Source organism: Pseudomonas cremoricolorata, from assembly GCF_000759535.1.
GTDB classification, from domain to species: domain Bacteria; phylum Pseudomonadota; class Gammaproteobacteria; order Pseudomonadales; family Pseudomonadaceae; genus Aquipseudomonas; species Aquipseudomonas cremoricolorata_A.
Genome location: NZ_CP009455.1, coordinates 1608931 through 1622156, shown reverse-complemented (window position 1 = coordinate 1622156; position 13226 = coordinate 1608931). Strand labels below are relative to the sequence as shown.

Annotated in this window: 10 protein-coding genes; 2 read left to right on the top strand and 8 right to left on the bottom strand. The window is 61.8% G+C overall.

The genetic code is table 11. From position 1 onward, the window contains the following. Positions 1–3 precede the first annotated feature (3 nt). The 5 genes from potA to LK03_RS06955 all read right to left on the bottom strand — a co-directional run bounded on the left by potA (position 4) and on the right by LK03_RS06955 (position 6520). Complete coding sequence (gene potA, locus LK03_RS06975) at positions 4–1146, bottom strand: polyamine ABC transporter ATP-binding protein (RefSeq protein WP_038411669.1); 1143 nt, start codon at positions 1144–1146, stop codon at positions 4–6. A 57-nt stretch (positions 1147–1203) separates the two neighbouring features. Next, complete coding sequence (locus tag LK03_RS06970) at positions 1204–2298, bottom strand: polyamine ABC transporter substrate-binding protein (RefSeq protein WP_038411668.1); 1095 nt, start codon at positions 2296–2298, stop codon at positions 1204–1206. A 160-nt stretch (positions 2299–2458) separates the two neighbouring features. Next, positions 2459–3556 (bottom strand): polyamine ABC transporter substrate-binding protein, encoded by a 1098-nt coding sequence (locus LK03_RS06965; protein WP_038411667.1) that lies wholly within the window; start codon positions 3554–3556, stop codon positions 2459–2461. A gap of 197 nt (positions 3557–3753) precedes the next feature. After that, positions 3754–5115: an aspartate aminotransferase family protein gene (locus LK03_RS06960; RefSeq protein ID WP_038411666.1), complete on the bottom strand. Its 1362-nt coding sequence runs from the start codon at positions 5113–5115 to the stop codon at positions 3754–3756. A 46-nt stretch (positions 5116–5161) separates the two neighbouring features. Continuing rightward, positions 5162–6520 (bottom strand): glutamine synthetase family protein, encoded by a 1359-nt coding sequence (locus LK03_RS06955; RefSeq protein WP_038411664.1) that lies wholly within the window; start codon positions 6518–6520, stop codon positions 5162–5164. Between the two features lie 623 nt (positions 6521–7143). Here LK03_RS06955 and LK03_RS06950 point away from each other — a divergent pair. Beyond that, on the top strand, positions 7144–8520 hold the full coding sequence (locus LK03_RS06950) for a glutamine synthetase family protein (RefSeq protein ID WP_038411663.1): 1377 nt from the start codon (positions 7144–7146) through the stop codon (positions 8518–8520). 74 nt (positions 8521–8594) lie between these two features. Here LK03_RS06950 and argA read toward each other — a convergent pair whose 3' ends face one another. Both argA and argE read right to left on the bottom strand, forming a co-directional pair. Continuing rightward, the gene (gene argA / locus LK03_RS06945; protein ID WP_038411662.1) at positions 8595–9893 is read right to left on the bottom strand and encodes an amino-acid N-acetyltransferase; all 1299 of its coding nucleotides are present in this window, start codon (positions 9891–9893) and stop codon (positions 8595–8597) included. Positions 9894–10014: 121 nt separating this feature from the next. After that, positions 10015–11157 (bottom strand): acetylornithine deacetylase, encoded by a 1143-nt coding sequence (gene argE / locus LK03_RS06940; protein WP_028695637.1) that lies wholly within the window; start codon positions 11155–11157, stop codon positions 10015–10017. Between the two features lie 150 nt (positions 11158–11307). Between argE and LK03_RS06935 the strand changes: the two genes are divergently transcribed. Beyond that, on the top strand, positions 11308–12714 hold the full coding sequence (locus LK03_RS06935; protein ID WP_038411661.1) for an inorganic triphosphatase: 1407 nt from the start codon (positions 11308–11310) through the stop codon (positions 12712–12714). Here LK03_RS06935 and LK03_RS06930 read toward each other — a convergent pair. Beyond that, positions 12703–13173, bottom strand: coding sequence for an Lrp/AsnC family transcriptional regulator (locus LK03_RS06930; protein WP_038411660.1), 471 nt, complete (start codon positions 13171–13173; stop codon positions 12703–12705). The genes LK03_RS06935 and LK03_RS06930 overlap by 12 nt on opposite strands. Positions 13174–13226 lie beyond the last annotated feature (53 nt).

Sequence of the window (13226 nt, the reverse complement as noted above, 5' to 3'; positions counted from 1 at the left end):
TTTTCATGAACGCAGTACCACGCCGCTGTCGTCTTCCCACCATACGAACACTTCGTCATCCCAGGTCGGCCGTGCGCCCTGGCGCTCGGCGTTGGCGACGAACGATTGCACCAGCTTGCCGCTGGGCAGCTTGACGTAGAACACCGAGTGCCCGCCCAGGTAGGCGATGTCGTGGATCTTGCCGCGCGACCAGTTGTGCTCGAATTCCGGCTGGGTGGTGGTGATCAGTAGCTTTTCCGGGCGCAGCGCGTAGGTGATGTGCTTGTCTTCCACCGAGGTGCTGACGCCGTGGCCGACGTAGATCGAGCGCTCGAGCTCCGGCGAGGCGATCAGCGCGTGACCTTCGGCGTCGTCGATAACCTCACCGTCGAACAGGTTGACGTTGCCGATGAACTCGCACACCAGGCGGCTGGTAGGGGTTTCATAGATGTCCACCGGCGAGCCGATCTGGGCGATCCAGCCCAGGTGCATGATGGCGATGCGCTGGGCCATGGTCATGGCCTCTTCCTGGTCGTGGGTGACCATCACGCAGGTCACCCCGACCCGCTCGATGATCTCGACCAGTTCCAGTTGCATCTGCGAACGCAGTTTCTTGTCCAGTGCACCCATCGGCTCATCGAGCAGCAGCAGCTTGGGCCGCTTGGCCAGGGAACGGGCCAGCGCCACGCGTTGACGCTGACCGCCAGAAAGCTGGTGCGGCTTGCGCTTGGCGTACTGAGTCATGTGCACCAGCTTGAGCATTTCAGCCACGCGCGCGTCGATCTCGGCCTTGGGCATCTTGTCCTGTTGCAGGCCGAAGGCGATGTTCTGCGCCACGGTCATGTGCGGGAACAGCGCATAGGACTGGAACATCATGTTGATCGGCCGCTCGTACGGCGGCATGTCGGTGATGTCGACACCATCGAGGAAGATACGCCCTTCGGTAGGCCGCTCGAAGCCGGCGAGCATGCGCAGCAGGGTCGATTTGCCGGAACCGGAGCCACCCAGCAAGGCGAAGATTTCGCCTTTGCGGATTTCCAGTGAGACGTCATCGACTGCAACCGTCTCATCGAATTTTTTCGTCACCCGATCGATCTTGACCAGCACCTGCTTGGGTTGCTGATCGCCTTCGAGGGCTTTCTTATGGGCGCCGGAGGCAAGTGCCATGAATGAAACTCCCAACAAATGGTGTGTGCCCGCCCCTGCCGTGACGGGCCTGAATGATTACTTGCCTGACTTGACCTTGGTCCAGATGCGGGTCATCGAACGCTGCACCGTGGGCGGCAATTCGGCGTTGACGAACATCCTGTCCAGCACCTCCTGCGACGGATACACCGACGGATCGGCGCTGACCGACTCGTCCATCAGCGGCTTGGACTTGGCATTGGGGTTGGCATACCCGACGTAGTCACTGACCTTGGCGATCACCTCGGGTTTGAGGAGATAGTTGATCAGCGCGTGGGCTTGCGTGAGGTTGGGGGCATCTTTTGGAATGGCCAGCACATCGAACCAGAGATTGCCGCCTTCCTTGGGAATCGCATACGCCAGGTGGATGCCTTTCTTGGCCTCCTCAGCCCGCGATTTAGCCTGGAACACATCGCCGGAGAAGCCGGCAGCCACGCAGATATCGCCATTGGCCAGATCGGTGATGTATTTCGACGAGTTGAAATAGGTGACGTATGGGCGTACGGCAAGCAGCTTCTTCTCAGCGGCCTTGTAGTCGTCCACCTTCGTGCTGTTGGGGTCACGCCCCATGTAGTTGAGCACTGCCGGGAGCATTTCATCGGCCGAGTCGAGGAAGGCGACGCCGCACTTGGACAGCTTCTTCATGTTCTCGGGCTCGAACAGCACGGCCCACGTGTCGATCTTGTCGATGCCCAGCACTTCCTTGACCTTGTCGACGTTGTAGCCGATGCCGTTGGTGCCCCACAGGTAGGGGACGGCGTATTGGTTGCCCGGGTCGTTCTTCTCGAGCCGCTTCATCAGGGCCGGGTCGAGGTTGGCGTAGTTGGGCAGCAGGTTGCGGTCGAGCTTCTGGAAAGCGCCGGCCTTGATCTGCTTGCCGAGAAAGTGGTTGGACGGCACGACCACGTCGTAGCCAGTGCGCCCGGCGAGCAGCTTGCCTTCGAGGGTTTCGTTGGAGTCGAAGACGTCCTGCACGGGCTTGATCCCGGTTTCCTTCTCGAAGTCCGCCAGGGTGGTCGGGCCGATGTAGTCTGACCAGTTGTACAGATGCACCGTGCCTGCCGCCTGGACACTGCACGCCAGCGTCAGTCCCGCTGCAGCCATCATGGCGCTGCGCACTACAGAAATAGACAAGTGGATGCTCCTCACAAAGTGTCACAGGGTCACGGCGAACGTCAGCGCGCAGGCTAAACCGGCGCGCAACTTACCTTCGCAGGCTCGATGCCGCAATGTTCATTTGCCTTGCTTGACGCCTGAGCCGGAAAGTCCCGACCCAGACGCTGTCACGAGGGGCTTACTTGCCCGACTTGATCTTGGTCCAGCTGCGCGTGATGTCGCGCTGGACTTTGGCCTCAGGTGCGGCAATCGCGTACAACTGCTTCTTCACCTCGGCCGACGGATAGATGCTTGGATCATCGGCAATGTCTTTATCGACCAGCGCGGTCGCGGCCTTGTTGCCGTTGGGGAAGCGCACGGCATTGGTGATTTCGGCCATGATTTCCGGCTGCATCAGGAAGTCCATGAACTTGTAGGCGGCGTCCTGGTGCTCTGCGTCCTTGGGCATGGCGACCATGTCGTAGAAGGTACCGGCGCCTTCTTTCGGAATGACGTAGTCCAGCTTCACCTTGTCACCGGCTTCATGGGCACGCGACTTGGACTGTTCCAGGTCACCGGAGTAGCCCACCGCGACGCAGATATTGCCGTTGGCCAGGTCACCGATGTACTTGGAGGAGTGGAAGTAGGTAATGGACGGACGGATCTTCAGGAACAGGTTTTCTGCGGCCTTCAGGTCTTCCTTACTGGTGCTGTTGCTTGGCTTGCCCAGATAGTGCAGTGCGGCCGGCAGCATTTCGGTCGGTGCATCGAGGAAACTGACGCCACAGCTCTTGAGCTTCTCGATGTTCTCGGGCTTGAACACCACGTCCCAGGAATCGATCTTGTCGATGCCCAGCGCGGCCTTGACCTTCTCGGGGTTGTAGCCGATGCCGATGGAGCCCCACATGTAGGGGAAGGCGTACTTGTTGCCCGGGTCGCTGGCATCACCCACGGCCTTGAGCAGGTCTTCGTCGAGGTTCTTCCAGTTCGGCAACTTGGAGCGGTCCAGTTCCTGGTACACACCGGCCTTGATCTGCTTGGCCAGGAAGTTGTTGGACGGCACCACCACGTCGTAGCCGGACTTGCCGGCCAGCAACTTGGCTTCCAGGGTTTCGTTGCTGTCGAAGACGTCGTACTTGACCTTGATACCGGTCTGCTTCTCGAACTTGGCGATAGTGTCCGGGGCGATGTAGTCCGACCAGTTGTAGACGTTCAGCACCTTGTCATCGGCCATGGCGGAAGTGGCCATGGCCCCCATCAGCGAAGCGGCGAGCAGCGTCTTGCCCATTTTCTTCATGCGTAATGCTCCAGAATTTTTATCGTGTCCATCGGTTAGGCAGCAGGTCCACGGCGCGAGGCCCTGTAGAAACGCATCTGAGCGTGTTACCACGCGATTTTTCCTACAAAGCCTAGTCTGGCAAGTTCCCATGCGCTGTATCAACCAAAGCGGGGCCAGTTAACCGCTCAATAGCACGTGGCTGGCCCCGCACAGGGTCAGACCAGCGTCGCCAGCGTCAGGTCCAAGCATTTGCGGGCTTTTTCGATCAGCTCATCGATCTCGGCATGGCTGATCACCAACGGTGGCGCGATGATCATGGTATCGCCCACCGCACGCATGATCAGGCCGTTGTCGAAGCAGAAGTTGCGGCACACCATACCTACCCCCTGGCCCTCGTAACGGCTGCGGCTGGCCTTGTCTTTGACCAGCTCGATGGCGCCGAGCAGCCCCAGCCCACGCACCTCCCCTACCAGCGGGTGGTCCTGCAGTTCACGCAGACGTTTTTGCAAATACGGTGCCGTTTCGCTGCGCACGGTATCGATGATGTGTTCGTCACGCAGGATGCGCAGGTTTTCCAAGCCTACCGCCGCTGCCACCGGGTGCCCGGAATAGGTGAAGCCATGGTTGAAGTCGCCGCCCTCACTGAGCACCTGCGCCACGTGGTCGCGAACGATCACGCCACCCATGGGGATGTAGCCGGAAGTCAGGCCCTTGGCGATGGTCATCAGGTCGGGCTTGAGGTCGTAGTAGTCAGAGCCGAACCACTCACCGGTACGGCCGAAGCCGCAGATCACTTCATCGGCGACGAACAGGATGTCGTAGCGGGCAAGGATTTCCTTGATCTTCGGCCAGTAGGTTTCCGGCGGGATGATCACGCCACCGGCGCCTTGCACCGGCTCTGCGATGAACGCGGCGACGTTGTCTTCGCCGACTTCGAGAATCTTCTTCTCCAACTGCTCGGCCGCCCACACCCCGAAGTCTTCCGGGGTCATATCGCCGCCTTCACCGAACCAGTACGGTTGGGGGATGTGCACGATGCCAGGAATCGGCAGGCCGCCCTGCTCGTGCATGGCGCTCATGCCGCCCAGGCTGGCACCGGCCACGGTCGAACCGTGGTAGCCGTTGACCCGGCTGATCAGCGTCTGCTTGTGCGGCTTGCCCTTGAGCGCCCAGTAATGGCGGACCATGCGCAGCACGGTGTCGTTGCCTTCGGAGCCGGAGCTGGTGAAGAACACATGGCTCATGCCGGCCGGCGCCACGTCGGTGATGGCCTTGGCCAGCTCCAGCGCCGGTGGGTGGGCCGTCTGGAAGAACAGGTTGTAATACGGCAGCTCGCGCATCTGTTGCTGCGCCGCCTGCACCAGCTCTTCGCGGCCGTAGCCGACCGCCACGCACCACAGCCCGGCCATGCCGTCGAGAATCTGCCGACCTTCGCTGTCCCACAAATGCACGCCCTGGGCCTTGGTGATGATCCGCGGGCCCTTGCTTTTCAGCTGGTTGTAGTCGCTGAACGGGGCAAGGTGATGGCGCTCGCTCAGGGCCTGCCATTCGCGGGTTTGTGGGTTGACGACACTCATGTGCTTCTCCATTGGCCAACAGCCGCCGCAGCGGCTCCAGGGTTGATCAGACAGCGAACAGCAGGAACTCACGCTCCCACGAGCTGATGACGCGTTTGTAGTTTTCATGCTCGGCGCGCTTGGTGGCCACGTAGCCGGCAATGAATTTCTTGCCCAGGTACTGCTCGAGCGCGCGGCTGTTCTCCATGCGCTCCAGCGCATCCTCGATAGTCAGCGGCAGGCGCAGATTGCGGCGCTCGTAGCCACGCCCCACCACCGGCGCGCTGGCCTCGATGCCCTCGACCATGCCGATGTAGCCGCACAGCAGGCTGGCGGCGATCGCCAGGTACGGGTTGGCGTCGGCGCCCGGCAGACGGTTCTCGACGCGGCGGTTCTGCGGGCCGGCATCCGGCACACGCAGGCCGACCGTGCGGTTTTCTTCGCCCCACTCGACATTGACCGGCGCCGACGTGTCGGGCAGGAAGCGGCGGAACGAGTTGACGTTGGGGGCGAACAGCGGCAGCGCCTCGGGGATGAACTTCTGCAGGCCGCCGATGTGATTGAGGAACAGCGGGCTCATGCTGCCGTCGTCGTTGGCGAAGATGTTCTTGCCGGTCGCGACATCGATCACGCTCTGGTGCAGGTGCATGGCGCTGCCCGGCTCGCCGGTCATGGGCTTGGCCATGAAGGTGGCGGCGACATTGTGCTTGAGCGCGGCCTCACGCATGGTGCGCTTGAACACCAGAATCTGGTCGGCCAAATGCAGCGCGTCACCGTGACGGAAGTTGATTTCCATCTGCGCCGTGCCGTCTTCATGGATCAGCGTGTCGAGGTCGAGCTCTTGCAATTCGCACCAGTCGTAGACGTCTTCGAACAGCGGGTCGAATTCGTTGGCCGCCTCGATGGAGAACGATTGGCGTCCGGTTTCCGGACGTCCAGAGCGACCCACTGGTGGCTGGAGGGGGAAGTCCGGGTCTTCGGCGCGCTTAGTCAGGTAGAACTCCATCTCCGGCGCGACGATAGGCTGCCAGCCTTTGTCGGCATAGAGCTTGAGCACTTTCTTCAGCACGTTGCGCGGCGACAGTTCGATCGGCCGGCCTTTCTTGTCATAGGTGTCGTGGATCACCTGAGCGGTGGGCTCAATGGCCCAGGGCACGAGAAACACCGCGTTCTCGTCGGGACGGCAGATCATGTCGATGTCGGCAGGGTCGAGCAGCTGGTAATAGATGTCGTCGTCGACGTAGTCGCCGGTCACTGTCTGCAACAACACGCTTTCCGGCAGGCGCATGCCTTTTTCAGCGATGAACTTGTTGGTCGGCGAGATCTTGCCGCGGGTGATACCGGTGAGGTCGCTGATCAGACATTCGACTTCGGTGATCTTGTGCTCTTTCAACCAATCGGTGAGCTGGTCGAGGTTGGTACTCATAAATACCTCAGAAGGGGATATGGCCCGGCGACGTTATGACAGTTACGCCAGCCAGTCGGGCGCCGGTCGATACCGGCTCCTCGATTCTGGCTGCTGGACAGGTCTAAAGCAAAACGCGGCGCGAAACACGTGAATACGGCAGGCGCATGACAGTTTTGCAGGTTGGCGCGCGGTGAATGCTGCGCCAAGGTGGGTCGACTACGCTTGAAGAACAGAGAGGCTGGGCCGTCAACAATTGTGGTCATGACGGCTGTCGAGCGCTTGGCAACATCGACGTTGCGCAAGGCACCGAGAGCGAGAGGCCGTGCTGGATGAACAGCAGGTTGCGGTCGACGCAAGCAGACCATGAGACCCTCGTTTTATTGTGTTCTGGGTTGCAATCGAGCTTAGACCTGTCCATTTTTTTATACAACTGGGGCGCTGCAAATATCATTGAGCGAGGCTGCGCTATCTGCTCGAGGCGAAAATAGCGGATAATGCGGCGCCCCGATTTGCAGCAAATCTGCCGTAGACGAGCCATTTCAGGGCATCCTGGGGCTGGCTTGACTTGAATGGCGCTTTCCGATTGACTGGTTCGGCAAGCCCCCCTTGATTGATATTTTTAACAACAAAGGTGTTGCATCATGTCGGTACCCCCGCGTGCCGTTCAGCTTAACGAAGCGAACGCGTTCCTTAAGGAACATCCTGAGGTTCTCTACGTTGACCTTCTGATTGCAGATATGAATGGTGTGGTGCGTGGCAAGCGCATCGAGCGCACCAGCCTCCACAAGGTTTACGAGAAAGGCATCAACCTGCCGGCCTCGCTCTTCGCCCTGGATATCAACGGCTCTACCGTTGAAAGTACCGGGCTCGGTCTGGACATCGGCGATGCCGACCGTATCTGCTATCCGATTCCCGACACCCTCTCCAATGAGCCTTGGCAGAAGCGCCCCACCGCGCAGTTGCTGATGACCATGCATGAAATAGAAGGCGAGCCGTTCTTCGCCGACCCGCGTGAAGTACTGCGCCAGGTGGTGAGCAAGTTCACCGATATGGGCCTGACCATTTGCGCGGCGTTCGAACTCGAGTTCTACCTGATCGACCAGGAAAACGTGAACGGCCGTCCACAGCCGCCGCGCTCACCGATTTCCGGCAAGCGTCCGCAGTCGACCCAGGTCTACCTGATCGACGACCTCGACGAATACGCCGATTGCCTCCAGGACATCCTCGAGGGCGCGAAGGAACAAGGCATTCCAGCCGACGCCATCGTCAAGGAAAGTGCCCCGGCACAGTTCGAAGTCAACCTGCACCACGTGCCCGACCCGCTCAAGGCCTGCGACTACGCGGTATTGCTCAAGCGGCTGATCAAGAACATCGCCTACGACCATGAAATGGACACCACCTTCATGGCCAAGCCCTACCCGGGCCAGGCAGGCAATGGACTGCACGTGCACATTTCGATTCTGGACAAAGATGGCAACAACATCTTTACCAGCGAGGATCCCGAGCAGAACGCCGCATTGCGTCATGCAGTCGGCGGTGTGCTCGAGACCCTGCCCGCCTCGATGGCGTTCCTCTGCCCCAACGTCAACTCGTATCGCCGCTTCGGCGCCCAGTTCTACGTGCCCAATGCGCCAAGCTGGGGCCTGGACAACCGTACCGTCGCCCTGCGCGTGCCTACCGGCTCGCCGGATGCCGTGCGTATCGAACACCGCGTCGCCGGCGCCGATGCCAACCCGTACCTGATGATGGCCGCAGTGCTGGCCGGTGTTCACCATGGCCTGACCAACAAGATCGAGCCGGGCGAGCCGATCGAAGGTAACTCGTACGAGCAGTTGGAACAGAGCCTGCCGAACAACCTGCGCGATGCCCTGCGCGAGTTGGACGACAGCGAGATTCTCAACAAGTACATCGACCCGAAGTACATCGACATCTTCGTCGCCTGCAAGGAAAGTGAGCTGGAAGAGTTCGAGCACTCCATCTCCGACCTTGAGTACAACTGGTACCTGCACACGGTATAAACGAAAACGCCGCCCCTCGGGGCGGCGCTTTCATCTGTACTACGTCAATCGCCAGATCGGCTCAAGCAACTGCCCTATAACGACTTCTCGAAAATCTTCGAATTACGCTGGTAGTTGTACAGCGACGCGCGTGCTGCCGGCAGGCGCTCGACGCCGCTGGGCTCGAAGCCTCGCTCACGGAACCAGTGGGCGGTACGCGTAGTGAGCACGAACAGTGTATTCAGGCCCAGGGTGCGGGCACGGCTTTCGATGCGTTCGAGCAAGTCATCACCTCGCCCGCCGTGGCGATATTCCGGGTTCACCGCCAGACACGCCAGCTCGCCGGCCTGGGAGTCGGCGATCGGGTACAGCGCGGCGCAGGCGATGATGGTGCCATCGCGCTCGACCACGCTGAACTGCTCGATCTCACGCTCCAGCACTTCCCGCGAACGGCGCACCAGAATGCCCTGCTCTTCCAACGGACTGATCAGTTCCAGCAGGCCGCCGACATCCTCGATACTCGCTTCCCGGACAATCTCGAACTGCTCCTGAGCCACCAGCGTGCCGCCGCCGTCGCGGGTGAACAGCTCGGTCAGCAGCGCGCCGTTTTCGGCATAACTGACGATATGACTGCGCGCCACGCCGCCTTTGCAGGCCTGGGCAGCGGCGTCGAGCAGCTCGCCCTGGTAGTCACCGGCCAGGCGCGCCAGATGCGCCGCCACCTGCTGCGGACGTAGCTCGCGCACCAGCTTGCCGTGCTCGTCCAACAGGCCAGGTTCGGCGCCGAACAGCAGCAGCTTGTCGGCGCCCAGTTCGATGGCGGCGCGGGTAGCGACGTCTTCACAGGCCAGGTTGAAGATCTCGCCGGTGGGCGAATAACCCAGCGACGACAGCAGCACGATCGAGCGCTCGTCAAGCAGGCGACCGATGCCTTTGCGGTCGATGCGCCGCACTTCGCCGGTGTGGTGGTAATCGACGCCGTCCATCACACCGATTGGTCGCGCGGTGACCAGATTGCCGCCGGCCACCCGCAGCCGCGAGCCCTGCATCGGCGAGGAAGAAATGTCCATCGACAGGCGCGCTTCGATGGCCAGGCGCAAGGCCCCGACCGCATCGATCACGCACTCCAGGGTATCGGCGTCGGTGATGCGCAGACCATGGTGATAGCGTGGGGCGATGCCGCGTGCGGCGAGACGGCTTTCGATCTGCGGCCGCGAGCCATGCACCAGCACCAGACGTACCCCGAGGCTGTGCAACAGCACCAGGTCGTGGACGATGTTGCCGAAGTTGGGGTGATCGATGGCCTCGCCGGGCAGCATGACCACGAAGGTGCAGTCGCGGTGGGCGTTGATGTACGGGGAAGAATGACGCAGCCAGTTGACGTAATCGGGCATGACAGAGCCTGTGGTTGGGTGGACGGGGTCGGCGTGTGGAATGGCGCTCTGGATCATCGTCGGAACAGGCTTGCGGTCACGCGCATTCTCCTCTGGCAGGACGAAACATTGAGTCGGATGTTCAGTTGAGGCAGTAGTGCCGAATCAGATCACGCAATAGACGCACGGTAGGCTCCAGACGTGACATTTCAAGGTACTCGCCCGGCTGGTGGGCGCAGCGGATATCGCCAGGGCCGAGCACGATGGTTTCGCAACCCAGCTGTTGCAGGTACGGCGCTTCGGTGCCGAAGGCCACGGCCTCGGCGCGGTGTCCGGTCAGGCGCTCGGCCAGTTGCACCAGCTCGGCATCGGCCGCCTGCTCGAACGGCGGCACTTCGGGGAACAAGGGGGCGTAGTCGATCTGCACTTCGTGGCGTTGGGCCAAAGGTTGCAGTTTCGCCTGGATGGCCGCGCGCAGTTGCTCGACATCCATGCCCGGCAGTGGCCGCAGGTCGAACTCCAGGGCGCACTGGCCACAGATGCGGTTGGGGTTATCGCCGCCGTGAATGCAGCCAAAATTCATGGTCGGTGTAGGAATGGTGAACTGCGGATTGTTGTAGGTCTGTTGCCATTGCTGGCGCAGGCCCATCAGCTCACCCATCACCGCGTGCATGGCCTCCATGGCGCTGCGCCCCAGGCTGGGGTCGGAGGAGTGGCCACTGCGACCGAGAATGTCGATGCGGTCCATGAGAATGCCCTTGTGCATGCGGATCGGGCGCAGCCCGGTCGGCTCGCCAATCACTGCGGCACGGCCCAGGGGTCGACCGGCCTCGGCCAGAGCCCGGGCGCCGGACATCGAGCTTTCTTCGTCGCACGTCGCCAGAATCAGCAGCGGTTGCTTGAAATCGTGCTCGAGCAGCGGTTGCACCGCCTCGATCACCAACGCGAAGAAGCCCTTCATGTCGCAGCTGCCCAGGCCGATCCAGCGGCCATCCTGCTCGGTGAGCTTGAGCGGGTCGCTGTGCCACAGCTGCTCGTCGAACGGCACGGTGTCGCTGTGCCCGGCCAACACCAGGCCGCCGGGGCCGGTGCCGCGGCTGGCGAGCAGGTTGAACTTGCCGGCACTGACCTGCTGGATTTCGCAGTGGAACCCCAGGTCGCCCAGCCACCCGGCGAGCAGGTCGATGACCTGGCGATTGGACTGGTCCAGGGCGGGCTGCGTACAACTGACGGAAGGCGCGGCGATCAGCGCGGCGAACTGGTCTTTCAGCGTTGGCAACGGCATGCGCGCTCTCCTTTCAAACGGTCCCCATCATAGCAATGCATTCCGACCAGAGGGCAAGCCTGCCCGGCTTGACCTGCCGCCCGACGCAGCGGTGGACGGCCGACTGCTGTAGACTGCCGGGCATTCATGCCCGTCTTTACCGAGCCCGCGATGCACACAGAAACCGAACTCAAACTCCGCGCCAGCCGCGAGACCCTCGCCGCACTGCGCGAGCACCCGCTACTGAAAAAGCGCAACAAGGCCGGCTGGCAAACCCGCGAGCTGACCAATCAGTATTTCGACACCCCTGAGCGCGACCTTTCTGCCGCCCATGTGGCGTTGCGCCTGCGCCGCGATGGCGATGTGGTAATCCAGACCCTCAAGTGCCGCGGCAAGAGCGTGGCCGGGCTGTCCGAGCGTCAGGAGTTCGAGTGGCAGCTCGACAAACCCAAGCTCGACCTGAAAAAACTCGACGCCAGTTGCTGGCCCGAGCAACTGAACGCCCTCGACAAGAAGACCATCAAGCCGCTGTTCACCACCGATTTCACCCGCCAGTACGCCGAGATCGCCTGGGGCCGTGGCAAGGCCAAGGTGGTCATAGAAGTCGCCCTCGATCAAGGCAGCGTGGTTGCCGGCAAGCTCAAGGAAGAAATCTGCGAGGTCGAGCTGGAATTGCGTGAAGGCAGCGCCGACGCGCTGCTTGAACTGGCCGCAGAACTGGCCTCCGGTCACGCCCTGATGCCGTGCGACATCAGCAAGGCCGAGCGCGGCTATCGCCTGCTCGATCCCAACAGCTACAGCCTGAGCCTGCCGACCAGCGAGCTGGACGCCGGCATGGCGCTGGACGATGCCTTCGCCGCCCTGGCCTGGGAGCTGCTCGGCAGCAGCCAGCGCCTGGCCGAGCAATACCGCCACAACGGTCACTGGAGCCTGCTGCAGGACTGGGTCAAGTGCCTGGCCGAACTGCGCGCACTGGTCACCAGCCTGGGCCAGGCCGCACCACGCGCCACCACCCGCAGCTTGCGCGCCAGCCTCGATGCCCTGCTCGAAGACTGGCGCCCGCTGGTGCAGGCCGGCAACGATGACGAAGACATTCGCCGCGCCGCGCCCGAACAGTTCGCCGAAGAACTGCAAGACCCGCGCTGGGGCCAATTCTCGCTGGAGACCTCACGCTGGCTGTCGGCCCGCGCCTGGACCAGCGAACGCCCCAACCGCGGCGAGCGCCAGGGCAAGGCGCAATTGGCCAGCTGGCTGATGCACCTGCTGGGCGAGGAAGGCCGCGCCTTGCAACTGCCGCTGTACGCACAGCGTCCAGAAGATCTGGCCGAACAGTTGCCGCGCCTGGAACGCGTGCAGAGCTGGCTGCACCATGCCCGCCAGGTGCTGGAAGCCCCCCAGCTCGACCGTCTGTACGGTGATCTGAACCGCCTGCAACTGCTGGCCGAGCAGCCGCTCACCGACGAAGACGAGCAAGCCGACGCGCGTCAGCAACTGCTCGATGCGCGGGTCGATCAGGTGCGTGCCATCGACCAGAGCCGGGCCTGGAAACACCTGCTCAAATCGCCCTCAGCGCGTTAATGGCAGGCTGGTGGTGGACTTGATCTCCGACAACGCGACGATCGAGTTCACCTCCTGGATGCCGGGCACGTTCGACAGCTTTTCAAAGAAAAAGCGCTCGTAGGCCTCGATGTCCGCAGTCACGATACGCAATAGAAAATCCACCGAGCCCATCAGCACATAACATTCCAGCACTTCCGGAAAGCCGCGGATCGCCTCGGTGAACTCGGCGAAGTTGGAACGGCCGTGAGCGTTGAGTTTGACCTCGGCGAAAATCTGCGTGTCCAGGCCGACTTTCTTGCGATCGAGCAGGGTCACCTGTGCGCGAATCACCCCCTCCTCTTTCAGCCGCTGAATGCGCCGCCAGCATGGCGACTGCGACAGTCCGACCTGTTCGGCAATCTGGGCGCTGGACAGTGATGCGTCGTCCTGTAACAGCGCAATGATGCGTCGATCATAAGCATCCAGCTCAGTGCGCATACTCAATTCCCCATAGCTTGAAAAACGAATAGAACGATTGGCAGAAGCCGCCA

Bases quoted from the DNA above. Each gene is read 5' to 3' on its own strand.
- potA (WP_038411669.1), bottom strand. From the start codon at position 1,146: ATGGCACTTGCCTCCGGCGCCCATAAGAAAGCCCTCGAAGGCGATCAG.
- LK03_RS06965 (WP_038411667.1), bottom strand. From the start codon at position 3,556: ATGAAGAAAATGGGCAAGACGCTGCTCGCCGCTTCGCTGATGGGGGCC.
- LK03_RS06960 (WP_038411666.1), bottom strand. From the start codon at position 5,115: ATGAGTGTCGTCAACCCACAAACCCGCGAATGGCAGGCCCTGAGCGAG.
- LK03_RS06955 (WP_038411664.1), bottom strand. From the start codon at position 6,520: ATGAGTACCAACCTCGACCAGCTCACCGATTGGTTGAAAGAGCACAAG.
- LK03_RS06950 (WP_038411663.1), top strand. From the start codon at position 7,144: ATGTCGGTACCCCCGCGTGCCGTTCAGCTTAACGAAGCGAACGCGTTC.
- argA (WP_038411662.1), bottom strand. From the start codon at position 9,893: ATGCCCGATTACGTCAACTGGCTGCGTCATTCTTCCCCGTACATCAAC.
- argE (WP_028695637.1), bottom strand. From the start codon at position 11,157: ATGCCGTTGCCAACGCTGAAAGACCAGTTCGCCGCGCTGATCGCCGCG.
- LK03_RS06935 (WP_038411661.1), top strand. From the start codon at position 11,308: ATGCACACAGAAACCGAACTCAAACTCCGCGCCAGCCGCGAGACCCTC.
- LK03_RS06930 (WP_038411660.1), bottom strand. From the start codon at position 13,173: ATGCGCACTGAGCTGGATGCTTATGATCGACGCATCATTGCGCTGTTA.